This is a genomic window from Streptomyces sp. NPDC002324, assembly GCF_053593335.1.
Window position 1 is genome coordinate 45,339 of the sequence record NZ_JBSFCF010000014.1, and the last position, 24,842, is coordinate 70,180.

General features: G+C 71.8%; 21 protein-coding genes. 12 read left to right on the forward strand and 9 right to left on the reverse strand.

Going from position 1 to position 24,842, the window contains the following annotated elements; genetic code table 11:
- Nucleotides 1-79: 79 nt before the first annotated feature.
- The 3 genes from ACWCRJ_RS19915 to ACWCRJ_RS19925 all read left to right on the forward strand — a co-directional run bounded on the left by ACWCRJ_RS19915 (nt 80) and on the right by ACWCRJ_RS19925 (nt 3,029).
- Nucleotides 80-916 (forward strand): isoprenyl transferase, encoded by an 837-nt coding sequence (locus tag ACWCRJ_RS19915; RefSeq protein WP_450940488.1) that lies wholly within the window; start codon nt 80-82, stop codon nt 914-916.
- A 3-nt stretch (nt 917-919) separates the two neighbouring features.
- Complete coding sequence (locus ACWCRJ_RS19920) at nt 920-1,447, forward strand: YcxB family protein (RefSeq protein WP_450940489.1); 528 nt, start codon at nt 920-922, stop codon at nt 1,445-1,447.
- A 205-nt stretch (nt 1,448-1,652) separates the two neighbouring features.
- Nucleotides 1,653-3,029 (forward strand): histidine-type phosphatase, encoded by a 1,377-nt coding sequence (locus tag ACWCRJ_RS19925; protein ID WP_450940490.1) that lies wholly within the window; start codon nt 1,653-1,655, stop codon nt 3,027-3,029.
- 61 nt (nt 3,030-3,090) lie between these two features.
- Here ACWCRJ_RS19925 and ACWCRJ_RS19930 read toward each other — a convergent pair whose 3' ends face one another.
- From ACWCRJ_RS19930 to ACWCRJ_RS19945, 4 genes are all read right to left on the reverse strand, one after another.
- Complete coding sequence (locus ACWCRJ_RS19930) at nt 3,091-3,504, reverse strand: Fur family transcriptional regulator (protein WP_046912928.1); 414 nt, start codon at nt 3,502-3,504, stop codon at nt 3,091-3,093.
- Between the two features lie 79 nt (nt 3,505-3,583).
- The gene (locus ACWCRJ_RS19935; protein ID WP_450940491.1) at nt 3,584-4,540 is read right to left on the reverse strand and encodes a metal ABC transporter permease; all 957 of its coding nucleotides are present in this window, start codon (nt 4,538-4,540) and stop codon (nt 3,584-3,586) included.
- A gap of 13 nt (nt 4,541-4,553) precedes the next feature.
- The gene (locus ACWCRJ_RS19940) at nt 4,554-5,321 is read right to left on the reverse strand and encodes a metal ABC transporter ATP-binding protein (RefSeq protein WP_450940492.1); all 768 of its coding nucleotides are present in this window, start codon (nt 5,319-5,321) and stop codon (nt 4,554-4,556) included.
- A gap of 28 nt (nt 5,322-5,349) precedes the next feature.
- Nucleotides 5,350-6,318 carry a metal ABC transporter substrate-binding protein gene (locus tag ACWCRJ_RS19945; protein ID WP_450940493.1) on the reverse strand — a complete coding sequence of 323 codons (969 nt, stop codon included), beginning with the start codon at nt 6,316-6,318 and terminating at the stop codon, nt 5,350-5,352.
- Nucleotides 6,319-6,545: 227 nt separating this feature from the next.
- Here ACWCRJ_RS19945 and ACWCRJ_RS19950 point away from each other — a divergent pair, with 227 nt between their 5' ends.
- From ACWCRJ_RS19950 to ACWCRJ_RS19965, 4 genes are all read left to right on the forward strand, one after another.
- Complete coding sequence (locus tag ACWCRJ_RS19950; protein WP_005479171.1) at nt 6,546-7,928, forward strand: glycine--tRNA ligase; 1,383 nt, start codon at nt 6,546-6,548, stop codon at nt 7,926-7,928.
- Nucleotides 7,929-8,351: 423 nt separating this feature from the next.
- A complete protein-coding gene (locus ACWCRJ_RS19955) occupies nt 8,352-9,320 on the forward strand; it encodes a DUF4394 domain-containing protein (protein ID WP_450940494.1) in 969 nt (322 codons plus the stop codon).
- Between the two features lie 137 nt (nt 9,321-9,457).
- Nucleotides 9,458-10,462, forward strand: a complete 1,005-nt coding sequence (locus ACWCRJ_RS19960; RefSeq protein WP_450940592.1) for an aldo/keto reductase — start codon at nt 9,458-9,460, stop codon at nt 10,460-10,462.
- Nucleotides 10,463-10,488: 26 nt separating this feature from the next.
- Nucleotides 10,489-11,076, forward strand: a complete 588-nt coding sequence (locus tag ACWCRJ_RS19965) for a TetR family transcriptional regulator (RefSeq protein ID WP_046912923.1) — start codon at nt 10,489-10,491, stop codon at nt 11,074-11,076.
- Nucleotides 11,077-11,098: 22 nt separating this feature from the next.
- On the opposite strand, the gene ACWCRJ_RS19970 is transcribed toward ACWCRJ_RS19965, so the two are convergent.
- Complete coding sequence (locus ACWCRJ_RS19970) at nt 11,099-11,557, reverse strand: VOC family protein (protein WP_005479164.1); 459 nt, start codon at nt 11,555-11,557, stop codon at nt 11,099-11,101.
- Between the two features lie 21 nt (nt 11,558-11,578).
- Between ACWCRJ_RS19970 and ACWCRJ_RS19975 the strand changes: the two genes are divergently transcribed.
- Together ACWCRJ_RS19975 and ACWCRJ_RS19980 are read left to right on the forward strand one after the other, a co-directional pair.
- Nucleotides 11,579-12,250 (forward strand): CGNR zinc finger domain-containing protein, encoded by a 672-nt coding sequence (locus tag ACWCRJ_RS19975; protein WP_450940495.1) that lies wholly within the window; start codon nt 11,579-11,581, stop codon nt 12,248-12,250.
- Between the two features lie 53 nt (nt 12,251-12,303).
- Nucleotides 12,304-12,717, forward strand: a complete 414-nt coding sequence (locus ACWCRJ_RS19980; RefSeq protein ID WP_450940496.1) for an SRPBCC domain-containing protein — start codon at nt 12,304-12,306, stop codon at nt 12,715-12,717.
- Nucleotides 12,718-12,907: 190 nt separating this feature from the next.
- Here the strand turns inward: ACWCRJ_RS19980 and ACWCRJ_RS19985 are convergent, their stop codons facing one another.
- Together ACWCRJ_RS19985 and ACWCRJ_RS19990 are read right to left on the reverse strand one after the other, a co-directional pair.
- Nucleotides 12,908-13,114 (reverse strand): hypothetical protein, encoded by a 207-nt coding sequence (locus ACWCRJ_RS19985; RefSeq protein ID WP_450940593.1) that lies wholly within the window; start codon nt 13,112-13,114, stop codon nt 12,908-12,910.
- A gap of 256 nt (nt 13,115-13,370) precedes the next feature.
- Nucleotides 13,371-14,816: an MFS transporter gene (locus ACWCRJ_RS19990; protein WP_450940497.1), complete on the reverse strand. Its 1,446-nt coding sequence runs from the start codon at nt 14,814-14,816 to the stop codon at nt 13,371-13,373.
- Between the two features lie 82 nt (nt 14,817-14,898).
- Between ACWCRJ_RS19990 and dusB the strand changes: the two genes are divergently transcribed.
- Nucleotides 14,899-16,053: a tRNA dihydrouridine synthase DusB gene (dusB, locus tag ACWCRJ_RS19995; protein ID WP_450940498.1), complete on the forward strand. Its 1,155-nt coding sequence runs from the start codon at nt 14,899-14,901 to the stop codon at nt 16,051-16,053.
- Nucleotides 16,054-16,397: 344 nt separating this feature from the next.
- Here the strand turns inward: dusB and ACWCRJ_RS20000 are convergent, their stop codons facing one another.
- Together ACWCRJ_RS20000 and ACWCRJ_RS20005 are read right to left on the reverse strand one after the other, a co-directional pair.
- Complete coding sequence (locus ACWCRJ_RS20000) at nt 16,398-18,338, reverse strand: amylo-alpha-1,6-glucosidase (protein ID WP_450940499.1); 1,941 nt, start codon at nt 18,336-18,338, stop codon at nt 16,398-16,400.
- A gap of 42 nt (nt 18,339-18,380) precedes the next feature.
- A complete protein-coding gene (locus tag ACWCRJ_RS20005) occupies nt 18,381-20,018 on the reverse strand; it encodes an MGH1-like glycoside hydrolase domain-containing protein (protein WP_450940500.1) in 1,638 nt (545 codons plus the stop codon).
- A 156-nt stretch (nt 20,019-20,174) separates the two neighbouring features.
- Between ACWCRJ_RS20005 and ACWCRJ_RS20010 the strand changes: the two genes are divergently transcribed.
- On the forward strand, nt 20,175-21,395 hold the full coding sequence (locus ACWCRJ_RS20010) for an ROK family protein (RefSeq protein WP_450940501.1): 1,221 nt from the start codon (nt 20,175-20,177) through the stop codon (nt 21,393-21,395).
- A 539-nt stretch (nt 21,396-21,934) separates the two neighbouring features.
- Nucleotides 21,935-24,682 carry a pyruvate, phosphate dikinase gene (ppdK, locus tag ACWCRJ_RS20015; RefSeq protein WP_450940502.1) on the forward strand — a complete coding sequence of 916 codons (2,748 nt, stop codon included), beginning with the start codon at nt 21,935-21,937 and terminating at the stop codon, nt 24,680-24,682.
- Nucleotides 24,683-24,842 lie beyond the last annotated feature (160 nt).

Below are 24,842 nucleotides of genomic sequence, written 5' to 3' on the forward strand. Positions count from 1 at the left end.
CCGTCCGGCAGGCACAGCCGTCGAGCAGCACACAGTCGAGCACCACAGAGTCGAGCATCACAGAGGAGACGAGAAGCACATGGTGGTACGCGGGTTCCTGGGGCGTCAGCGCCGCGAGTACGAGGCACCGACGCCGCACCCGTCCGGCGCCCGCCCGCCCAAACTCCCCGGCGAGCTGATCCCCAAGCACGTGGCGATCGTCATGGACGGCAACGGCCGCTGGGCCAAGGAGCGCGGGCTGCCGCGCACCGAGGGCCACAAGGTCGGCGCCGAGCGCGTCCTGGACGTCCTCCAGGGCTCGGTCGAGATCGGCGTGCGCAACATCTCCCTCTACGCCTTCTCCACCGAGAACTGGAAGCGCTCGCCCGACGAGGTCCGCTTCCTCATGAACTTCAACCGCGACTTCATCCGCAAGACCCGCGACCAGCTCGACGCGCTGGGCATCCGGGTCCGCTGGGTGGGCCGGATGCCCAAGCTGTGGAAGTCGGTCGCCAAGGAACTCCAGGTCGCCCAGGAGCAGACCAAGGACAACGACCGGCTGACGCTGTACTTCTGCATGAACTACGGCGGCCGTGCCGAGATCGCCGACGCGGCCCAGGCCCTCGCCGAGGACGTCCGCGCGGGCCGCCTCGACCCCTCCAAGGTCACCGAGAAGACCTTCGCGAAGTACCTCTACTACCCGGACATGCCGGACGTCGACCTCTTCCTGCGCCCCAGCGGCGAACAGCGCACCTCCAACTACCTGCTCTGGCAGAGCGCCTACGCCGAGATGGTCTTCCAGGACGTGCTGTGGCCCGACTTCGACCGCCGTGACCTGTGGCGCGCCTGCCTGGAGTTCGCCTCCCGCGACCGCCGCTTCGGCGGCGCGATCCCGAACGAGGAACTGCTCGCCATGGAGGGCCGGACGGAGGACTGACCCTTGGCCGAGGCCGCTGGGGAGAACGTGGAGCTGGAGTACCGGGCGACGGCCCGGGACTTCCGCGAGGCGGTCCGCGCGTCCACCCGTGCCTCCTCGGCCGGCCGGTGGGGGAGGGGGCTGTTGCTCGTCTCCGGCACCCTGGGTCTGGTCCTGGCGGCGGTGCCGACGCTGCTCGGCGCCGTGCCCGACCCCAAGGTGCTGGTGATGACGGCCGCCCCGGTCCTCGGGCTGCTGGTCCTCCCGCACGTCGAGGCCCGCCGGCTCCACCGCCGCGCGGCACCGCTCGGCGTCCACCGCACGGTGCTGGACTCCTGGGGCGTGACCGTGGAGCACGACCGGGGCACCGAGCGGGTGGCCCGCTGGTCACAGGTGTCCCGGTACGCGGAGACCCCGCACACCTTCGTCCTGCTCGACGGGCACTCCCAGGTGCCCCGCTTCACCGTGCTGCCGAAGCGGGGCCTGCGCGTCCCCGCCGACGCCGAGCGGCTGCGGGCCGTCCTCGCCCGGGAAGGCCTGGCCCGGCTGTGACGCTCGGCCGGGAGCGCTCGGCCCGGAGCGTTCGGCCCTGAGCGCTCGGCCCGGAGCGTTCGGTCCGGAGCGCTTGGCGCGGGCCGGTGCGGCACTTGGGCGGGACCATACTTTTCAGCCACGGCGCGTTCATGTCGTCCACGAAGCATGAGGGAGATCCCCGGCTCTCCCCGGCTCTCCCCGACACATGACGGAACGGTCCACCATGAGACGCACCGCCCCCGCCCTGGCCCTCGGCCTCAGCGCCCTGCTGGTCGCCCCGCTGCCGGCGCAGGCCACGACCGGTCGGCACACCTCGGCCACCACCCTCGGCTACGGCACGAAGGCCACGTACGCGCCGAGGCAGGACGCCCGCACGTACCAGAGCGCGCCCAGGGGCTTCGTCCCGGTGTTCACGGAGAACGTCTCCCGGCACGGCTCGCGCTCGGCGACCGACGCCGCGGACGGCGACCTGATCCTCGCGCTGTGGGACAGAGCGTCGAGCGAGGGCCAACTCACCTCGCGCGGACGGGAGTTCGGGCCCCGGGTGCGCGCCCTCGAAGCCGCCATGGCGAAGATCGGGTACGGCAACCTCAGCGGGCGCGGCAAGCGGGAGATGCGGGACACGGCCACCCGGCTGGTGAAGCGGCTGCCGGGGCTGTTCCGGCGGATCGCCCGGGACCCCGCGGACGCGGGGCGGATCGACGTGGTCAGCTCCGGGCAGGGGCGGGCCGTCGACAGCGGCACCACCTTCGCCGCCGCCCTCGGCGACGCCGCCCCGGGCGTCGAGCCGCTCATCGGCCCCACCCGCACCGACAAGAACCTGCTGTACTTCCACAAGTCCTCCGGCGGCGCCGCGTACCAGACCTGGCTGGCGAACGACCAGCGGCTCGCGGACACCCTCAAGGGCATCAAGGACCAGCCGGCCACGGCCCGCGCCGCCACGAACGTACTGAAGAAGATCTTCAAGCCGGCGTTCGTGCAGCGGATCGAGGCCGGTGAGTTCGCCTCGACCGGCAGCGCCGTCGACGCCGCCGAGGCCGTCTACAACCTCTACGCCATCGCCCCCGCCATGAGTGAGGAGAGCCCCGGCGGCAGGGGCTGGGGGATGGACCGGTACCTCTCGCGGTCCGACGCCGCCTGGTTCGGTTACCTCGGCGACGCCGAGGACTTCTACGAGAAGGGCCCGAGCTTCGCCGACGGCGACATCACCTACCGGATGGCCGACGTCCTGCTCGACGACTTCTTCGCGCGGGCCGAGGCCGAGCGCGACGGCACGAGCGAGCTGGGCGCGGAGCTGCGGTTCACCCACGCCGAGGAGATCATCCCGCTCGCCGCGCTGATGGGCCTGCCGGGCAGCACGAAGGGTGCCGCCGCCGGGCGGCCGTACACCTACGCGGACAACCCCTGGCGCGGGGCGGACGTGGCGCCGCTGGGCGCGAACATCCAGTGGGACGTCTTCCGGAAGGGCTCCACGTACCTGGTCCGGATGCTCTACAACGAGAAGGAGACCGCCTTCAAGGCCGGCTGCCGTCCGGTGTCGAGGCACAGCGCCTTCTACGACCTGGACGAGCTGGAGCGCTGCTTCGGCCGCAAGGCCTAGGCGGAGCGGGCCGGGACGGATCCGGCTCCGGGTGGCCGGGCCCGATGCGGCCCGGCCGGCCTCACGAGGTCTTCGCCGCGCACTCCTCGCAGGTGCCGAAGATCTCCACCGTGTGGGCCACGTTCACGAAGCCGTGTTCCGCCGCGATCGCGTCGGCCCACTTCTCGACCGCCGGGCCCTCCACCTCCACGGCCTTGCCGCAGACGCGGCAGACGAGGTGGTGGTGGTGCTCGCCGGTGGAGCAGCGGCGATACACCGACTCGCCGTCGGAGGTGCGCAGGACGTCGACCTCGCCCGCGTCGGCGAGGGACTGGAGCGTGCGGTACACGGTGGTGAGCCCGACCGAGTCGCCCTTGTGCTTGAGCATGTCGTGGAGTTCCTGCGCGCTGCGGAACTCGTCGACCTCGTCGAGAGCCGCGGCCACGGCCGCCCGCTGCCGGGTGGAACGACCTCGTACGGGTCCGGCGGTCGTCACCGTTGCCTCCTCACGTAGCGGTCTTGCGGGGGCCATTGTGCCAGCCCGCGCGCACCGGCCGGGTTGCCGCGGACGCCGGTCAGCCCGTGGACCCCTCGACGGAGGCCCGGCTGGCGGGAACCGTGTCCCCGGGCTTTCCCGCTCCGGCGACGGCCCCGCCGACCTCGTCGGTCTTCGCGATCCCGCACTCCGCCGGGTCGCCGGCCAACGCCTGCAGGGCCTTCGCGCGCCGCCGGGCCAGGGGGGTCGCCAGCGCGGTGAGCAGCATGAACGCGGCGATGGCGAGCAGCACGATGGTCGCGCCGGGGGGCACGTCCTGGTAGTACGAGGTGACCGTGCCGCCGATGGTGACGCAGACCCCGATGGCGACGGCGACCGCGAAGGTGGCCGCGAAACTGCGGGTGAGCTGCTGTGCGGCGGCGACGGGGACGACCATCAGCGCGGACACCAGCAGCAGGCCGACGACGCGCATGGCGACCGTCACGGTCACGGCCGCCGTGACCGCCGTCAGCAGGTTCAGCGCGCGGACCGGCAGGCCGGTGACCCGGGCGAACTCCTCGTCCTGGCTGACCGCGAACAGCTGCCGCCGCAGGGCGAGGGTCATCACGATCACGAACGCGGCCAGGACGCAGATCGCGGTGATGTCCTCCTGTGACACGGTCGACAGCGAACCGAAGAGGAACGACATCAGGTTGGCGTTGGTGCCGCCGGGCGCGAGGTTGATGAGCATCACACCGCCCGCCATGCCGCCGTAGAAGAGCATGGCGAGCGCGATGTCGCCGCGCGTCCTGCCGTACCAGCGGATCAGCTCCATCAGCACGGCGCCGGCCACGGACACGAGCGTCGCCATCCAGACCGGGGACCACGACAGCATGAAGCCGAGGCCGACGCCGGTCATGGCGACATGGCCGATGCCGTCGCCCATGAGGGCCTGGCGGCGCTGGACGAGGTAGATGCCGATGGCGGGGGCGGTGATGCCGACGAGGACGGCGGCCAGCAGGGCCCGCTGCATGAAGGCGTAGTCGAGGATGTCCATCGTGGGTGCCTTCTCAGCTCAGCAGGCCGGTGCGGACCGGCTCGGCGCCGGGGGCCGCGTGCGGGTGGACGTGGTCGTGGCCGGGCAGGGCGTGCTGGCCGACCGCCTCCGGGGGCGGGCCGTCGTGGGTGACGCAGCCGTCGCGCAGGACGACCGCGCGGTCGATCAGCGGCTCCAGCGGACCCAGTTCGTGGAGGACCAGCAGCACCGTGGTGCCCTTGGTGACCTGCTCGCGCAGGGTGGCGGCCAGGACCTCCTGGCTGGCCAGGTCGACGCCCGCCATCGGCTCGTCCATGATCAGCAGCTCGGGTTCGCAGGCGAGGGCGCGGGCGATGAGGACGCGCTGGTGCTGGCCGCCGGAGAGGGCGTTCACCGAGTCCTTGGCGCGGTCCGCCATGCCGACCAGCTCCAGGGCGCGCCGGATCGCCTCGCGGTCGGCCTTGCGCAGGATGCCGAGACGGGTGCGGGAGAGCCGGCCCGAGGCCACGATCTCCGTCACGGTCGCGGGCACGCCGCCCGCCGCGGTCGTGCGCTGCGGTACGTACCCGACGCGCCGCCAGTCGCGGAAGCGGCGGCGCGGGGTGCCGAACAGCTCGATCTCGCCGTCGCTCACCGGTACCTGCCCGATCACCGTGCGGACGGCGGTGGACTTGCCGGAGCCGTTGGCGCCGAGCAGCGCGACGACCTCACCGCGGTGGACGGTGAGGTCGATGCCGCGCAGGACCGTGCGCGAGCCCAGTTCGGCGCGGACGCCGCGCAACGAGATGACGGGCTCGGTCATGCCTGCTGCCTCCGGAGGGTCGACGAGGTCACTTGGCTCCCAGGGCTGTCCGGAGTGCCTTCAGGTTGGCTTCCTGCACCGCGAAGTAGTCCTTGCCGCGCGACTTCGCGGTGATGCCCTCGATCGGGTCGAGGACGTCGGTCCTGAGGTTCGCGTCGGCGGCGATGGTCTTCGCGGTCTTGTCGCTGACCAGTGTCTCGTAGAACACGGTGGTCACGCCGTCGGCCTTCGCCATGGTCTCAAGTGCCTTGACCCGCGCGCCACTCGGCTCGGACTCGGGGTCGAGGCCGGAGATGGCCTCCTCGGTGAGGCCGTAGCGCTCGGCGAGGTAGCCGAAGGCGGCGTGGGTGGTGATGAAGACCTTGGTGTCGGTGTTCTTCAGACCGTTCTCGAACTGGTCGTCGAGCGCGCCCAGCTTCATGACCAGGGCCTCGGTGTTGGTCTTGTACGTCGAGGCGTGGTCCGGGTCGGCCTTCTCGAAGGCGGCGCCGACCCCCTTGGCGACCTCCGCGTACTTCACGGGGTCGAGCCAGATGTGCGGGTCCTTGCCCTCCAGCTCCTCGTTCTCGTGGTCGTCGTGCTCGGCCGAGTGGCCGCCGACCTCGTTGCCGTGGTGCTCCATGGCGGTCAGCGTGGCGGCGTTGATCTTCGTCCCGACCTCGGACTGCGCGACCGCGTCGTCGACGGAGGGCTGCAGGCCCTTGAGGTAGAGCACGGCGTCCGACTCCTGGAGGGCGGCCGTCTGCTTGGCGCTGATCTCCAGGTCGTGCGGCTCCTGGCCGGGTTCGGTCAGACTGGTGACGTGCACGTACTTCCCGCCGATCTGCTCGGCGAGGAAGGCCATCGGGTAGAACGACGCGACGACGTCGAACTTGTCCGTGTTGCCTGCGGCGGCGCTGTCGGAGGAGCATGCCGAGAGGGTGGCGAGGCCGAGTGCGGTGGCCACCGCCGCGGCGGTCCCGGATATGAGGGGACGCGGGCGTCGTCGTACGTTCATGACAGTCATTTTCATCTTATCTGGAAACGATTGTCAACAAGCCTGGTGGTAAGCCCTTGGTAAGGCCTTTGTCCGGCTCTCGTCCCCTCCTTCCCGTCTCCTTCTCCGAACCGATTTGATCGGAGGGCAGCCCCCGCCGGTAACCTGAGGCATTCGCTCTGAAGCGCGTTCGCTTCCCTCCAGGAGCGCATCGCTTCGTCGCCCGTCGTCGTAATGAAGAGAGCACCGTGGCCGCCGACAAGATCGACACCATCGTCAGCCTGAGCAAGCGCCGTGGCTTCGTATTCCCGTGCAGCGAGATCTACGGCGGCCAGCGTGCCGCCTGGGACTACGGACCGCTGGGTGTCGAGCTCAAGGAGAACATCAAGCGTCAGTGGTGGCGCTACATGGTGACGTCGCGCGAGGACGTGGTCGGTATCGACTCGTCCGTCATCCTGGCCCCCGAGGTCTGGGTCGCCTCCGGCCACGTCGCCACCTTCTCCGACCCGCTCACCGAGTGCACCTCCTGCCACAAGCGGTTCCGCGCGGACCACCTTGAGGAGGCGTACGAGGCGAAGAAGGGCCGTCTCCCGGAGAACGGCCTCGTGGACGTCAACTGCCCCAACTGCGGCACCAAGGGCCAGTTCACCGAGCCCAAGCAGTTCTCGGGTCTGCTCTCCACGCACCTCGGCCCCACCCAGGACACCGGCTCCGTCGCCTACCTGCGCCCCGAGACCGCCCAGGGCATCTTCACCAACTTCGCCCAGGTGCAGACCACTTCGCGCCGCAAGCCGCCGTTCGGCATCGCCCAGATGGGCAAGTCCTTCCGCAACGAGATCACGCCCGGCAACTTCATCTTCCGCACCCGCGAGTTCGAGCAGATGGAGATGGAGTTCTTCGTCAAGCCGGGCGAGGACGAGAAGTGGCAGGAGTACTGGATGCAGGAGCGGTGGAACTGGTACACCGGCCTGGGCATGCGCGAGGAGAACATGCGCTGGTACGACCACCCGGCCGAGAAGCTCTCCCACTACTCCAAGCGCACTGCCGACATCGAGTACCGCTTCCAGTTCGGCGGCAACGAGTGGGGTGAGCTGGAGGGCGTCGCCAACCGCACCGACTACGACCTCTCCGCCCACTCCAAGGCCTCCGGCCAGGACCTGTCGTACTACGACCAGGAGTCCAGCGAGCGGTACACGCCGTTCGTCATCGAGCCGGCCGCCGGTGTCGGCCGCACGATGCTGGCGTTCCTGCTCGACGCCTACACCGAGGACGAGGCGCCCAACGCCAAGGGCAAGCTGGAGAAGCGCACCGTGCTGCGCCTGGACCACCGCATCGCGCCGGTGAAGGTCGCGGTGCTCCCGCTCTCCCGCAACCCCGAGCTGTCCCCGAAGGCGAAGGGGCTGGCCGCGGCGCTGCGCCAGAACTGGAACATCGACTTCGACGACGCGGGCGCGATCGGCCGCCGCTACCGGCGCCAGGACGAGATCGGTACGCCGTACTGCGTGACCGTCGACTTCGACACGCTCGACGACAACGCGGTGACCGTGCGCGAGCGGGACTCGATGAAGCAGGAGCGGGTGTCGCTGGACCAGATCGAGGGCTACCTCGCGGGTCGGCTTGTGGGCGCCTGACGGGTTGCCTCCTCGGATGATTGAGCGGCCGCGGGTTCGTCGTGGCTGATCGCGCAGTTCCCCGCGCCCCTCGGGTGGGCCGGGGAACTGCGTGTTTACAGGTCCAGGTCGGTGAAGAGCGCCGTGTGGTCGAAGGCCCGGGTGATCTTCGAGGTCACCGTCTCGAAGGGCTCGAAGGCGCGGGGGCCCAGCCGCCGCGTCGCTCGACCCGCACGGCGCGGCCCCGGGGCCACCACTGCGGGCCGACGGCGGACACCTCGAATTCTCCGAGAGCGGATGAATGGTGTCCAACGGAGCGTCGAGGCAACTTCCGCAGTTCCCGGAAAAATCTCCTACGACCCACCAATCCGGACCCCCGCCGGTTCCGAAGGAGAGGGCACACGGCCCGCAGAGGGCGGGTCGCGCATCTTCACGGGGGCGTTCATGCGCAAGCAAGTGGTCATCGGCGTACTGACCATGGCGGTGGCGATCGGGACGGTCGGTGCCGTCGGCACCGGGGCACTGGGCGAGTCCGGGGCGCCGGGCGGATCGGCGGCGTCGACGGAGGTCGCGGCGCGCGGCTCCTCCGGCACCGGGGCCGGCATCGAGTCCAAGGGCGGTGTGGTCGGCAGCGGGGCGAAGGTGCCCGGCGGGCTGAAGGCCGTCGGTCTCACCGCCGACCAGCGGCTCGTCGTCTTCCGCCTCGACAAGCCCGGCGCCGCCGTCCCGCTCGGCAGGGTCCGCGGCCTCAAGGGCGACACCAGGCTCGTCGGCATCGACTACCGCGTCCAGAACAACAGGCTGTACGGCGTCGGCGACAAGGGCGGTGTCTACACCCTGCGCGAGGTGGGCGCCAAGGCCACCAAGGTCTCCCAGCTCACCGTCGCCCTCCAGGGCACGGCGTACGGCGTCGACTTCAACCCCGCCGCCAACCGCCTCCGGGTGATCAGCGACTCCGGCCAGAACCTCCGTCACAACCTCGACGACCCCCAGGGCGCCCCGGCCGCCGGCACCACGGCCGTCGACGGCACCCTCGTCAACCCGCCGGTCCCGCCCGCCACGGCCGGCGTCACCGCGCGGGGGGCGACCGGGGCCGCGTACACGAACAACGACCTCGACGCCGCCACCGCGACCACCCTCTTCGACCTCGACACCGCCCAGGACCAGATCTCCGTCCAGTCCCCGGCCAACGCGGGCAACCTCGCCCCCACGGGCAAGCTCGGCGTGGACGCCCCGCCGAAGGCCGGGTTCGACATCTACAGCTCGTCGGGGAGCGGGGTGAACGCCGGGTACGCGGTGACGGGGGCGCGGCTGCTCGCCGTCAACCTGCTGACGGGGAAGGCGAGTTCGGCAGGGACCTTCCCGAAGGGCCGCCAGGTGGTGGACCTGGCGATACCGCTGCGACAGGGCTGATGAACGCGACCGGGCAGGGTGTGCGCCGCAGGCGGGCGCCCGGGCTGAGCGCAGGGTGAAGCGCGACTGACACATGACAGCTGACAGATATTGAAATCTGTCAGCTGTCATGTCACTGTGGAGCCATGACGACGACGATGCAGACCCGCCCCCTCGGATCCACCGGCCCCCAGGTCTCCGCCCTCGGCCTCGGCTGCATGGGCATGTCCGCGCTGTACGGCGGGGCCGACCGGGCCGAGTCCATCGCGACGATCCACGCGGCCCTCGAAGCCGGTGTGACCCTGTTGGACACGGGCGACTTCTACGGCATGGGCCACAACGAACTGCTGATCGGCGAGGCCCTGCGCACCGCGCCCACCGCCCACCGCGAACAGGCCCTGACCAGCGTCAAGTTCGGGGCGCTGCGCGACCCGGACGGAGCCTGGTCCGGGTACGACGGCCGCCCGGCGGCGGTCAGGAACTTCGCCGCGTACTCCCTCCAGCGCCTCGGCACGGACCACATCGACGTCTACCGGATCGCCCGGGTCGACCCCGACGTGCCGATCGAGGAGACCGTCGGGGCCATCGCCGAACTGGTCGAGAAGGGGTACGTCCGGCACATCGGCCTCAGCGAGGTCGGCGCGGAGACGATCCGCCGCGCCGCCGCCACGGCCCCGATCACGGACCTCCAGATCGAGTACTCCCTCATCTCGCGCGGCATCGAGGACGAGATCCTGCCGACCGCCCGCGAGCTGGGCATCGCGATCACGGCGTACGGCGTCCTCTCCCGCGGCCTGATCTCCGGTCACTTCACCCGCGACCGGCAACTGGCGGAGGGGGACTTCCGGGCGTTCTCGCCCCGCTTCCAGGGGGACAACCTCCAGCGCAACCTGGATCTGGTGGAGGCGCTGCGGAAGATCGCGGAGCAGAAGGGGGTGTCGGTCGCGCAGATCGCCATCGCCTGGGTGCTCTCGCGCGGCGAGGACGTCGTACCGCTGGTGGGCGCCCGCCGCCGGGACCGCCTGGCCGAGGCGCTGGGCACGCTGGAGGTCACCCTGGACGCGGCCGACCTCGCGGCGATCGAGGACGCCGTCCCGGCCGGCGCGGCGGCGGGCGAGCGCTACCCCGCGGCCCAGATGGCGCACCTCGACAGCGAGCGCTGATCCGTCCGCCGGGTACGGTTCCCCCCATGTCACCGACCTCCGAGACCCTGACCCCCGAGCGCATCCTCGAAGCGACCGAGGAGGTCCTGCGCCGCCACGGGCCCGCCAAGGCCACCGTGGTCGACGTGGCCCGCGCGCTCGGCGTCAGTCACGGAAGCGTCTACCGCCACTTCCGTACGAAGGCGGTGCTGCGGGAAGCGGTGACCAAGCGCTGGCTGGACCGTACGACGGCGACCCTGACCGCCGTCGCCGCCGAGGACCGCGACCCGGAGGCCCGGCTGCGCGCCTGGCTGTCCGCCCTCTTCGCGGCCAAGCGCCGCAAGGCCGGGGACGACCCCGAGCTGTTCGCCACCTACCAGGTGCTGACGGACGAGAGCGGTGAGGCCGTCGGCGCCCATATCGCCGACCTGACCGGCCAGTTGGCCGACATCGTCCGGTCCGGCGTCGCCGCCGGCGCCTTCGCCGCCACCGACCCCGCCGCCACCGCCCGGGCCGTGTTCCACGCCACCGCCCGCTTCCACGACCCCTCCTACGCCCCCACCTGGCGGCAGCCGGACATCGAGGCCCAGTTCGAGGCGGTCGTGGAGCTGGTGACGCGGGGCCTGCGGGCCTGACGCCGGCCCCCCGGCCCGGCGCCTACGCCACGCAGAACTCGTTGCCCTCCGGGTCCCGCATCACCCACCAGTGCCCGGCCGGGCCCCGGTCGAACTCCTCGACCCGGGTTGCGCCGAGAGTCTCCATGCGGACGGCCAGCGCCTCCAGCCCGTCCGGGCCGGCGTGGACGTCGATGTGGAGTCGGTTCTTGCCCGACTTGGGTTCGGGGACGTCCTGGAAGAGCAGACGGCGGCCCTTGCCGACACCGGTGAACGGGTCGTACGGGTCGTCGGGGTGGCGGACGGCGGCGTAGCCGCGGAAGACGTGGTGGCCGTCGTGCTCGGCGACGGCGGCCTCGGGCAGGTCGCCGGTGGCCAGGAGATGGCTGATCAGCGTGCTGGGGTCCTCCACCTCGTAGCCCAGCGCCGCGGCCCAGAAGTCTGCCAGGGGCTGGGCGTCCCGCGAGTCGATGACCAGTTTCCAGTTCAGTGCGGCAGTCATGTAACCGGTTATATTGGTTACATGGGTTTGTCGTCCAGGGCATCGGCCCCGAAGGGGGCGCCGGGAGTGTCGGGCATCCGGTTGCGGTCCTACTCCGGGAACGTCTTCCGGTTCGATCCGGGCGCCCTCTGCCTGGAGCTGCTCATCACCGGCGGCCCCGGCGCCCTGACCCGCTACGAGGTGCTGCACACCCCCGGCGACCTGGTCGCCTGGGCCGAGCAGTCCCGGCTCACCCCGACGCCCCCCGCCCTCCATGTCACGGAGGACGACGTGGCGTACGCCCGGCGGCTGCGCGACGCGCTGACCCGTACGGCCGTCTCCCGTGTCGTCGGCGGCGGGCTCCCCGAGCTGGGCATAGCCCCGGCGGACACCGCCGACCTCGACCTCGTCAACGACGCCGCCGCCCGCCCGCCGCTGGCACCCGCCATCGGCGCGGACGGCACCCGGGGCTGGGCCCCCGGCCCGGCGACCGGCCCGCAGCTCCTGTCCACGGTCGCCCGGGACGCCGTCGACCTCCTCACCGGGCCGTACGCGCAGCGGATCCGCATGTGCGCCGGTGACCGCTGCTACCTCCTGTACGTCGACACCTCACGCCCCGGCCGCCGCCGCTGGTGCTCGATGGAGCACTGCGGCAACCGTCACAAGGTCCGCGCCCACCGCGTACGCCGCTCCGGGGCGGGCCCGGTCGAATGAGCGGCCGGGACCGGGCGGCGGGTACGCCGGCCGGCAGCGGTCCACGAGAAAGGATGAACCCCATGACCACGCGATCCACCGGACTCACCAGGGACGCCGGATGGGAAGTCGGCGTCTCCCGCACCCTGCCCCAGTCGCCCGCCGCCGTCTGGGAGTTCATCAGCGGACCGCGCGGGCTGGAACTGTGGCTCGGGGCCGGGGCACGGCTCACCCCCGAGCGCGGGGCGTCGTACAAGACCGCCGCGGGCGCCACGGGCGAGGTGCGCGGCTACCGGCCCGGCGACCGCATCCGCGTCACCTACGGCGACACGACCGTGCAGGTCGCCGTGTCGGCGGCCGGGGGCGGCAGGTCGGTGCTCGTCTTCCATCAGGAGCGCATGGCGGGCCCCGAGGAGCGGGAACGCCAACGGGCACACTGGCGGCGGGTGATCAAGCAGGTCGCGGAAGCGCTGGACCGACAGGGCTGAGGGCCGGGGGCGGACCCGAACCCGTCCGGGTGTGAGGGGGCCGGGGCCGGTCGCGGGGCCGCCGGGGTCTGTGGTGCCGGGGTGGTCGCGAGGCTGCCCGGGTGTGCGGGGGCCGGGGCTGGTCGCGAGCCTGTCGGGTCCGTGGTGCCGGGGTGGTCGCGAGGCTGCCCGGGCCCGAGTCCAGGGGCGGTCACGAGCCCGCGGGGTTCACCGTCGCCTGGTGGGCCTCGGCGAGGTGTTCCTCCGCCTTCAGCCACGGCAGGAACTGCGCGCCCCTGCGCCAGCCGCAGGTGTCGCAGCGGATCGTGCGCTGCACCCCCGTGCGCTGGACCCGCACGGTGTGCTCCCGCCCGTGCTGGTCCCAGCGGCTCACCCTGCTCGTGTTGATCTGCTTGATCTGCCGCATGACCCCTCCGGCCGACACCCGCACGGTCCCGTTCCACGTCCGTGAGGAGTGTGCGGCAAGACCAACATCAACGGGGCGGATCGCACCAGGAGTTGTCCCAGGCGTTACCGGTTTCGTCGCGCGAGGCACCGGCGTTCGACCCGGCCGGGACCGCAGACCCGGAGCAAGCCGGAGAAACCGCTCGCACCGGGGGCCGCCCGGCCGTCCCGGCGCTCAGAGCCCGCGGCCGTGGAGAGGGTGTTGGGGGCTACGACCCGACCCCCGCCGCGTCCCGGACCTCCGCCGCCTCCAGGCGGCGGGCCGTCCGGTCGGCCGTCTCCCGGGCCCACACCCCGGTGGTCAGGGCCCCCAGCACCAGCACGGCGAAGCCGCACGCCGCGACGATCCACCAGGCGGGGCGGGCCGCCGACCCGAACGCGTCGGCGTACGACGACGAGCCGATGCCCGCCGCCAGCACCGCGCCGATCACCGCGACCCCCAGGGTCTGGCCGATCTGGCGGCTGGTGGAGGCGACCGCCGCGGCGACCCCGGCCTGGGCGCGCGGCATCCCGGACACGGCCGTGTTGGTGATGGGCGCGTTGACGAAGCCGAAGCCGAGGCCGAACAGGACGTAGCCGATGACGAGGGTGACGTTCCCGGTCTCGGCCTCGAACGCGGCGAAGAGCACCCCGCTCGCGGTCATGGCGATCCCGGCGACCAGCAGCGGCAGCCGCGGGCCCCGGCTGCCGACCAGCCGGCCGGCGACGGGCGCGCAGACGAAGCACAGGACGGCCATCGGCAGCATCCACAGGCCGGCGTGCAGGGCGTCCAGGCCGCGCACGTTCTGCAGGTACAGCGTCGACAGGAACAGGAAACCGCCGAGCCCGGCGAACGCGCTGACCGCTATCACCGTCGCCCCGCTGAACGGGGCCGAGCGGAAGAAGCGCAGGTCGATGAGGGGTTCGTGGCGGCGGGGTTCGTACCGCAGGAGGCCGAGCAGCGCCGCGAGGGCGACCATGCCGAGGGCGAGGGTCTCGCCGGGCGGGGCGGTCGGCGCCTCGATGATCGCGTAGGTGAGGGAGCCGAGCAGCGCGATGACGAGGAGCTGTCCGACGGGGTCGGGGCGGCGGGCCTTCGGGGCGCGGGACTCGGGGACGAACCGCCAGGTCAGCAGGAGCGCGGCCAGCCCGACCGGCAGATTGATCCAGAAGATCGAGCGCCAGCCCACCGACTCCACCAGGAGGCCGCCGATGATCGGTCCGGCGGCCATCGAGATGCCCACGACCGCACCCCAGGCGCCGATCGCCCGGGCCCGCTCGCGCGGGTCCGTGAACGTGTTGGTGATGATCGACATGGCCACCGGGTTGAGCATCGAGCCGCCGACGGCCTGCACCATGCGGAAGACGACCAGCGACTCCAGGTTCGGCGCGAGGGAGCACAGCAGCGAGCCGGCCGCGAAGACGACCAGGCCCGCCATGAAGACCCGCTTGCGGCCGATCCGGTCCGCGGTGGAGCCCGCCAGCATCAGCAGGGCGGCCAGGACCAGGGTGTAGGCGTCGATCGTCCACTGCAGGCCCGCGAGGCTCGCGTCCAGGTCACGCTGCATCGAGGGCAGGGCGACGTTCAGGACGGTGTTGTCCAGGCTCACGATCAGCAGGCTGGTGCAGCAGATCGCGAGCACGAGCAGACGGTGGCGGCGGCTGAGCTCGGGCATGCGGCTCATCGTACGGCGGGACTCTATAGTGCGCCTAACTAATGAATCGCGGGCACGCGTCCGGGTGCGTGACAATGGGGGAATGTCCACGCCCGTCTCCCTCGCGCCGGCCCCCCTGCGGATCGGCCCGCACACCGTCACCCCGCCCGTCGTCCTGGCCCCCATGGCCGGCATCACGAACGCGCCCTTCCGCACCCTGTGCCGGGAGTTCAGCGGCGGCAAGGGCCTGTTCGTCAGCGAGATGATCACCACGCGGGCGCTGGTCGAGCGCAACGAGAAGACCATGCAGCTGATCCGCTTCGACGCGACCGAGCAGCCGCGCTCGATCCAGCTCTACGGCGTGGACCCGGCGACCGTCGGCAAGGCCGTCCGTATGATCGCGGAGGAGGGCCTCGCCGACCACATCGACCTCAACTTCGGCTGCCCCGTCCCCAAGGTGACCCGCAAGGGCGGCGGCTCGGCCCTCCCGTACAAGCGGAACCTGCTGCGCGCGATCCTCCGCGAGGCCGTGAGCGGGGCGGGCGACCTGCCGGTCACCATGAAGATGCGCAAGGGCATCGACGACGACCACATCACCTACCTCGACGCCGGGCGCATCGCCGTCGAGGAGGGCGTCACCGCGATCGCCCTGCACGGCCGCACCGCCGCCCAGCACTACGGCGGCACGGCCGACTGGGACGCCATCGCCCGTCTCAAGGAGCACGTCCCCGAGATCCCGGTCCTCGGCAACGGCGACATCTGGTCGGCCGAGGACGCGCTGCGGATGGTTCGCGAGACCGGCTGTGACGGCGTGGTCGTCGGGCGCGGCTGCCTGGGGCGGCCGTGGCTGTTCGCGGACCTGGTGGCCGCGTTCGAGGGGCGTACGGAGGATCTCGCGCGCCCCGCGCTCCGGGAGGTCGCCGACGTCATGGTCCGGCACGCCACCCTGCTGGGCGAGTGGAGCAGCGACGAGTCCAAGGGTGTCGTCGACTTCCGCAAGCACGTGGCCTGGTACCTCAAGGGCTTCGCGGTCGGCTCCGAGATGCGCAAACGCCTCGCCATCACCTCCTCCCTCGCCGAACTCCGCTCCGGCCTCGACGAGTTGGACCTCGACCAGCCCTGGCCGACCGGCGCCGACGGCCCACGCGGCCGCACCTCCGGCAACAACCGCGTAGTCCTGCCGGACGGCTGGCTCAAGGACCCGTACGACTGCGCGGGCGTGGGAGAGGAAGCCGAACTGGACACGTCCGGCGGCTAGACGCCCCGTTCTGCCGCTGTTCCGGTCGAGCTGAGCGCCCCACAAGGGGCGCGGCGAGCCCCCGGCACGGGCCCCGTCAGGGGCGCGGGGAACGGCGCGAGCACCCCCCCACGACCCGCACCCGCCGAACCACACGCGCCCCCGAGCTGCCAGGCGCAGCCGAGCCACTGGCACGGGCCCCGTCAGGGGGCGCGGGGAACGGCGCGAGCAACCCCCCACGACCCGCACCCGCCGAACCACACGCACCCCCGAGCTGCCAGGCGCAGCCGAGCAACCACGACGAACCCGCACCCACCCACCACCCCCACAACAAACGCCGCCCCCCACCCCACCCAGCGGAGCGCTCACGCTCCGCCGACCGCAGTGAGCAGAGCCAACGGCGCCGCCGCCGAGCGCGACTCCCGCACACACGCGTGCGGATACGGAACCGGCTCCGGATGCGTGTCCCGCCCGTACCCGGCCAGCACCTCCGGCAGCCGATGCCCCGCCGCCGTCGCCGCGTCCACCATGCCGGAGGCCACCGTCCGGGCCTCGTCGTGCAGCCCGTACCGCGCGAGCCCCAGCGTGATCAGCGCGTTGTCGTGCGGCCAGACCGACCCCCGGTGGTAGGACAGCGGGTGGTACGCGGGCTGCCCGGCGGCCAGCGTCCGCACCCCCCACCCGGAGAAGAAGTCCGGCTCCAGGAGCCGCCGGCCCACCAGCTTCCCGTACTCCTTGTCCAGCAGCCCCGACCACAACAGATGCCCCGCGTCCGAGGCGAGCGCGTCGACCTGCCTGCCCTCGCCGTCCAGCGCCAGCGCGGGAAAGCCGTGCCGCGGCATCCAGAAGTCCCGCTGGAAACGGTCGCGGAGATCGCCCGCCGCCTGTTCGAGCAGCGCCGCGTACACCTCGTCCTCCCAGACCGTGCGCGCCAGGACGGCGGTGCGGCGCAGCGCGTCGTACGCGTACCCCTGCGCACCCGCCGCCATCACCGGCCCGGCGGCGGGCCGGCTGCCGTCGGCGGAGCAGATCGAGCCGGGGGAGTCCTTCCAGTTCTGGTTGGCGAGGCCGCCCTGGTCTGCGCGGTAGACCAGGTAGCCGCGCGAGGTGAGCCCGCCGTGGTCGAGCATCCAGCCGACCGCGGCCCGCGCCTGCGCTTCGAGGCGGCGGGCGAGGGTGACGTCCCCGGTCTGCTCCACATACGCGCCGAGCAGCACGAGGAACAGCGGCGTCGCGTCCACCGAGCCGTAGTAACGCCCGTACGGCACCTGCCCGAAATGCGCCAGCTCACCGTGCCGCACCTCGTGCACGATCTTGCCGGGCTGGGCCACCGAGCCGACGCCGACCTCCGTCGCCTGGGCCGCGGCGAGCGCGAGCAGGGTGGCGGCGGCCGGCTCCGGCCGGTAGGGGAGCGCGAAGAGGGAGGTGAGCAGGGCGTCCCGGCCGAGCAGGGTCAGGAACCACGGCGCCCCGGCGGCGGGCACCCGCAGAACCTCACCCTCCGGCCCGGTCGCCGGCACCTGGAGCGCGGCCAGATCGGCGAGCCCACGCGCGCACGCGGCGGCAAGCTCCGGCCAGCCGGTGGGGAACGCCACGCCCTCCATGAACTCGCCCTCCACCGCCAGCAGCCGGTCCCGCTCGGCGCCCGGTGAGCGCGGCACCCGCAGGGCCCGCCGGTCGCCGTGCGGCCGCGCCATCACCCGGCAGGTCAGCTCCACCGAGCCGTGCGGCGCCACATCGAGGGCCCAGACCAGGCGCCGCGCCCCCGTCCCGGTCTCCTCCACACCGTCCGGCGCGGGCTCGGCCGTCACCGTCGTGCACGACCGCCACTCGCCCCGCCGGTAGCTGAACTCCACTCCGTCGTCGAGGACTTCACGCTTCCTGACGACACCGCTCTTCGCGTAGGTACGGAAGTCGGAGCGCAGCTCGAACTGATCGGTGAAGTCGGCGTCCGCGGTGATCGCGATCCGCACGGTCGTCGCCACCGAACGGTTGCTGGTGACCCGCAGCGTCTCCACGAACGCGCTGTCGGAGACGGCCTGTTCACGGAAGAGCGTGTACGCGGGCGGCTCCCGGCGTCCGCCCCGGGGCACGAGCACACAGCGCGCGGTGTCCCCGTCGGCGACCGGTGTGAGCGTCTCGGGGACCGCCCCGTCGACGGTCAGCTGCCACCGGCTCAGATGCCGGGCGTCCCGCACGAACAGCCCGTCCGGTGCGCTGCCGCCCCGTACCCCGCTGATGTCGCCGCCGTCGCCCACGGCGGCGAACGTCCCGCCGCGCACGAGCAGGTGATGCCGGTCCGTCATCCCCGGTCCCCTCCCTGGTCACTCATGCCGTCACTCATGCCGTTACTCATGCCTGCCGTCACTCAAGCCGTCAGCGGTGTCGTCGCACATGCCGAACACGACCTCGTCGTCGCGCTGCCGCTCGTCGTACGGCCGGTGAGGCCACCCGTGGCCGAGGCCGTCGGCGCGTCCACCGGCGTGGCCCCCGTCATGGCCGTGGCCGTGCCCGTGGTCGCGGCCGTGGTCCCGGTCGTCCCCGTGCAGCAGGTCGAGCGTGAGCGCGGCGGTCCAGCCGAAACCGAGCGCCCCGCAGGCCTCGCCCGTGTACGGGTCCACGTACTCGGCGAACCCGGACGTCCCCGCGGTCTCCAGCAGCGCCGCCCGCAGCGCGTCGGCCAGGCCCGGCTCCCCGTGCAGCCTGAGCCCCCGCTCCAGCAGCCAGTTCGTGTTGAACCAGGCGGGCCCGCGCCAGTACCGGTGCGGATCGAAGGCCTCCCCGGTCAGGTCGTACGACGGTACGAGCCGGGTGGTCGCGCCGAGTCCGAAGTGCGGGCCGTGGAGGGTCCGCACGAGCCCGGCCGTGATCTCGCGCGGGAGGCCGGGGAGCAGGAGGGGGAGGAGCCCGGAGACGCCGCGCTCCGGCACGAGGGCGTCCGTGGTGACGTCCCGGCAGAGGAACATCTCCCGCGCCGGGTCCCACAGCCGCTCCACCAGAGCCGCCGTCAGGCGCTCCGCCCGCGCGTGCCGGGCGGTCCCGGGGGCGCCCAGCTCCTTGGCGATACGCGCGAGGGCGTACTCGGAGGCGATGAGGAGGGCGTTGAAGGCCGGGTCCTCGACGGCGAACCCGCCCTGCCCGTCGGCGTACCCGGCGTCCCGGTAGTCCGCCGCGAGCCGCACGTACCGCCCGTAGTCCAGATCCGTCGGCCGGTCCTCGGCCGAGCCGTGGTCGAGGTCGGCGCGGCGGAAGGAGCGGGCCGGGGCGGGGGTGATCCGGGCGAGGGGCGCGTCCCAGGCGGGGCTGTTGTCCATGCCCTGCTCCCAGGGGTGGACCACCGACACCAGTCCGCCCCCGCCCAGATCGCGGCGGTGCAGCAGATAGCGGTGCCAGGCGGCCAGCCGCGGATACATCCGGGCCAGGAAACCGCGCGCCCGGGAGAGCCCGGGGTCCGCCCGGTGCACCAGCCACGCCGCCAGCGCGTGCACCGGCGGCTGCACGATCCCCGAGGTCTGCGTGGTGCGCGGGGCGCCCGCGGCGCGCCCCGCGGTCGAGGAGCGCCAGAAGTCGGGGCTCGGGAAGTACGCGTCCAGCGGCACGGAGGGGTTGAACACGATGTGCGGGATCCGCCCGTCACCCCACTGCGCGCCGAGCAGGGTCTCCAGCTCGGTCTGCGCCCGCAGCGGCGACAGATGGCGCAGCCCGATCGCGATGAACGCCGAGTCCCACGACCACTGGTGCGGATACAGCGTGCGCGACGGCACCGTGGACCGGCCCGTCCAGTTGTCGGCCAGCACCCGCGCCGCCGCGCGGCGCAGCGAACCGTTCGAGAAGGCTGAGCCGTTCGAGAAGGCTGAGCCGGTCGGAGCGGTCGGGGCAGTCGGGGCGGTCACGGCCGTCGTCGGTGCGGCCGGATCGTATACATCGCCGCGGACGTGCGCGCCTGTCCCTGGCCGACGGGCGGTGAGCTGGGTTGTGCGATCCACGCGGGGCTCCCGGAGAGCAAGGTGCCGACGGGTTCGGCAGTAGCTACCGTAGGGTTACGTCTACTTAACACGCAAAACTCAATATGTAATGCAGAGTTGGTGAACGCAAGAGGGTGCGCGGGAGTGAATGTCCGTAGGGGCCGCGACAATGGCGGCATGAGCAGAAGGGCCGTGAGGGTGGGCAGTCATGCCGGTGCCGGAGATCTGCTGGAGCTGGTCCGCAGCGGCCGGGCCACCACCCGTGGCGCGCTCCAGCAGGCCACCGGCCTGTCCCGGGCGACCGTGGGCCAGCGCCTGGACCGTCTCTTCCGCGCGGGCTGGCTCCGCGAGGGCGCCGGCGGCCCCGTCGACTCCCCGCTCGGCGGACGCCCTTCCATCACCCTGGAGTTCGACGACGCGCACGCCCTCGTCCTCGCCGCCGACCTCGACACCCGTCACGCCCGCGCCGCCCTCCTCTCCCTCACCGGCGAGATCCAGGCCGAACACACCGGCACCCTGGTCATCGACGAGGGCCCCGACGCCGTACTGGACGAACTGGGCCGCTGGTTCGCCGAGTTGCTCGCGAAGGAGGGGCGCCCGGCGCACGCGGTCTGCGGCATCGGCCTCGCCGTGCCCGGGCCCGTCGACAGCGACACCGGCCGCGTCGTCCAGCCGCCGATCATGCCCGGCTGGGACGGCTACGACATAAGAGGCCGGCTGGCCCGCGCCTTCACCGAACACGCCTCCGGCCCGGCCGGCGTCCCGGTCCTGGTCGACAACGACGCCAACCTCATGGCGTACGGCGAACAGCGCAGCGGCTACGCCGACTGCTCGGCCTTCGCACTGGTCAAGGTGTCCACGGGCATCGGCGCGGGCGTGGTGGTCGGGGGTTCGATATACCGGGGCATCGACGGCGGCGCCGGCGACATCGGCCACATCCGGGTCCCGCAGGGCGCGGACGCGCTGTGCAAGTGCGGCTCGTACGGCTGTCTCGCGGCGGTCGCGAGCGGCGGCGCCGTGGCGCGACGGCTGGCGGAGGCGGGGGTGCCGGCGGCCTCCGGCTCGGACGTACGCGACCTGCTGACCGCCGGGCATCCGGGCGCGACGGCGCTCGCGCGGGAGGCGGGCCGGGTCGTCGGGGACGTCCTGGCGACGGTGGTGACCCTGCTGAACCCGGGCGTTCTGATGATCGCCGGGGATCTGGCCGGAACCCCCTTCCTCACGGGCGTCCGTGAACTGCTCTACCAGCGCGCCCTGCCCCGCTCCACGGCCCACCTGGACGTGGTGACCTCCCGGCTGGGGGAGCGGGCTGGCCTCGTCGGGGCGGGAGCGCAGGTCGTCGAGTACTTGTACGCGCCGGAGCGCGCCGAGGAACGGCTGGTCGCGCTGGGGGTGTGAGGCGGGCGCTGCCCTCCTGAGCCGCCGGGCACGCCCTCGCCACTTGGCGCCGTGGGAACCGTATGCCCGAACCCGTATGACCGGTCCCGAGGCGGGCCCGTATGACCGGATCCGAGTGACAAGACCCGTATGACGGGCGTGTTTCTGTCCCGAGCGCTGGTCCGCATGGTGAAATCCGGGCTGCCCTGAGGGCGTGATTCTCGCCACCTCTGATAGGGCTTGCGCTCAGATGAGCGAATCATAGACGGTTCCGCGACTTCAAAGGGTGGCACTCGGTGCCACCCTTTGATCGTTCATCGAGCGAACTCAGGCGTGCCGAATGGCGCTCAGGTGAGCGCTTTGTGGACCTGATGGGCAGGGTCGCGTTCAAGAGGTGAACACATCTCGGCCCTGTTCCTTGCCAAGCCTTGACTTTCGATCTCCTGGCGGACGGGTGGTTACAGGCGCATGACGCGCAAGTGGACGTACCCAGGAGCCTTCGATCTGGGTATGTTCCTGGCCGTCAGGGCAGCCACCGCGTCCTCAAGGAGTTGGGACCTGTGTCGGAAAACAAAGATCCCCACGTAGGCCACGTAGCTCAGAGCGTTGAGGGCGTGAAGTTTGTTTATGACTTCACCGAAGGCAACAAGGACCTCAAGGACCTCCTCGGCGGCAAGGGTGCGAACCTCGCCGAGATGACCAACCTCGGTCTCCCCGTGCCTCCCGGCTTCACCATCACCACCGAGGCCTGCAAGGTCTACCTCGACAGCGGCGACGAGCCCGAGGCACTGCGTGACGAGGTCACCTCCCACCTCGCCGCGCTCGAAGCGAAGATGGGCAAGAAGCTCGGCCAGGCCGACGACCCGCTCCTCGTCTCGGTCCGCTCCGGCGCGAAGTTCTCGATGCCCGGAATGATGGACACGGTCCTCAACATCGGCCTCTCCGACAAGTCGGTGCAGGGCCTCGCCCGGCAGGCCGGCGACGACCGCTTCGCCTGGGACTCCTACCGCCGGCTCATCCAGATGTTCGGCAAGACGGTGCTCGGCGTCGACGGCGACCTCTTCGAGGAGGCGCTGGAGGCGGCGAAGACGGCCAAGAAGGTCGTCGTCGACACCGAGCTGGAGGCGGCCGACCTCAAGAAGCTCGTCACCAAGTTCAAGAAGATCGTCAAGACCGAGGCAGGCCGGGACTTCCCGCAGGACCCGCGCGAGCAGATGGACCTCGCCATCCACGCGGTCTTCGACTCCTGGAACACCGACCGCGCCAAGCTCTACCGCCGTCAGGAGCGCATCCCCGGCGACCTCGGCACGGCGGTCAACGTCTGCTCGATGGTCTTCGGCAACCTGGGCCCCGACTCCGGCACGGGCGTCGCCTTCACCCGCGACCCCGCCTCCGGCCACCAGGGCGTCTACGGCGACTACCTCCAGAACGCGCAGGGCGAGGACGTGGTGGCGGGCATCCGCAACACCGTCCCGCTGGCGGAGCTGGAGGCGATCGACAAGAAGTCGTACGACCAGCTGATGCAGATCATGGAGACCCTGGAGAACCACTACAAGGATCTCTGCGACATCGAGTTCACCATCGAGCGCGGCCAGCTGTGGATGCTCCAGACCCGCGTCGGCAAGCGCACGGCGGGCGCGGCCTTCCGCATCGCCACGCAGCTGGTGGACCAGGGCCTGATCGACGAGGCGGAGGCCCTGCAGCGGGTGACGGGCGCCCAGCTCGCGCAGCTGATGTTCCCCCGCTTCGACGAGGACGCGAAGGTCGCGCAGGTCGGCCGCGGTATCGCCGCCTCCCCGGGTGCGGCGGTCGGCAAGGCGGTCTTCGACTCGTACACGGCCGTGAAGTGGTCGCGTTCGGGAGAGAAGGTCATCCTGGTCCGCCGTGAGACCAACCCCGACGACCTCGACGGCATGATCGCGGCCGAGGGCATCCTCACCTCGCGCGGCGGCAAGACCTCCCACGCGGCCGTGGTCGCGCGCGGCATGGGCAAGACGTGCGTGTGCGGCGCGGAGGAGCTGGAGGTCGACACCAAGCGCCGGCGGATGACCGTCCCCGGCGGCCATGTGGTGGAGGAGGGCGACCTCATCTCCATCGACGGCTCGTCCGGCAAGGTCTACCTGGGTGAGGTCCCGGTCGTCCCGTCCCCGGTCGTCGAGTACTTCGAGGGTCGCATGCACGCCGGCGCCAACGACGCCGACGAGCTGGTCGAGGCCGTCCACCGGATCATGGCCTTCGCGGACCGCAAGCGTCGGCTCCGCGTCCGCGCCAACGCCGACAACGCCGAGGACGCGCTGCGCGCCCGCCGCTTCGGCGCCCAGGGCATCGGTCTGTGCCGTACGGAGCACATGTTCCTCGGCGACCGCCGCGAGCTGGTCGAGCGGCTGATCCTGGCCGACACGGAGGCGGTGCGCGAGGAGTCTCTCAAGGCCCTCCTCCCCCTCCAGAAGCAGGACTTCGTCGAACTCTTCTCCGCGATGGACGGTCTGCCGGTGACGGTGCGTCTCCTCGACCCGCCGCTGCACGAGTTCCTGCCCGACATCACCGAGCTCTCGGTCCGTGTGGCCCTCGCGGAGTCCCGCCAGGAGCCCCACGAGAACGAACTCCGTCTCCTCCAGGCCGTCCACCGCCTGCACGAGCAGAACCCGATGCTGGGCCTGCGCGGCGTACGCCTCGGCCTGGTCATCCCCGGCCTGTTCACGATGCAGGTACGGGCGATCGCGGAGGCGGCTGCCGAGCGGAAGAACGCGAAGGGCGACCCGCGTGCCGAGATCATGATCCCGCTCGTCGGCACGGTTCAGGAGCTGGAGATCGTCCGCGAGGAGGCGGACGCGGTGATCGCGGAGGTCGAGGCGGCGACGGGGGTGTCGCTGAAGCTGTCGATCGGCACGATGATCGAACTGCCGCGAGCCGCCCTGACGGCAGGCCAGATCGCCGAGGCGGCGGAGTTCTTCAGCTTCGGCACGAACGACCTGACCCAGACGGTGTGGGGCTTCAGCCGCGACGACGTCGAGGCCTCCTTCTTCACGGCGTACCTGGAGAAGGGCATCTTCGGCGTCAGCCCGTTCGAGACGATCGACAAGGACGGCGTGGGTTCCCTGGTCAAGCTGGCGGTGGAGGCGGGCCGTGCGACCCGCCCCGACCTCAAGCTCGGCGTCTGCGGCGAGCACGGCGGTGACCCGGAGTCCGTCCACTTCTTCCACGAGGTGGGCCTCGACTACGTCTCCTGCTCCCCCTTCCGCATCCCGGTGGCCCGCCTGGAGGCCGGACGCGCGGCCTCGCAGTCCACAGGCAGCGACCACCGCTGAGCCCAGACGGCCAACTACCCCGGAACCACCGCTCGTCCCCGACCGACCCTCACCGATGGGCGGCGGTTCCGGATCACGAAGAGGGCGGCATCCCGTGCGGGGGGTGCCGCCTTCTGGGCTTTGGGGGTTGTGCTTCCTGTGCTTCAAGATCACCTGAATT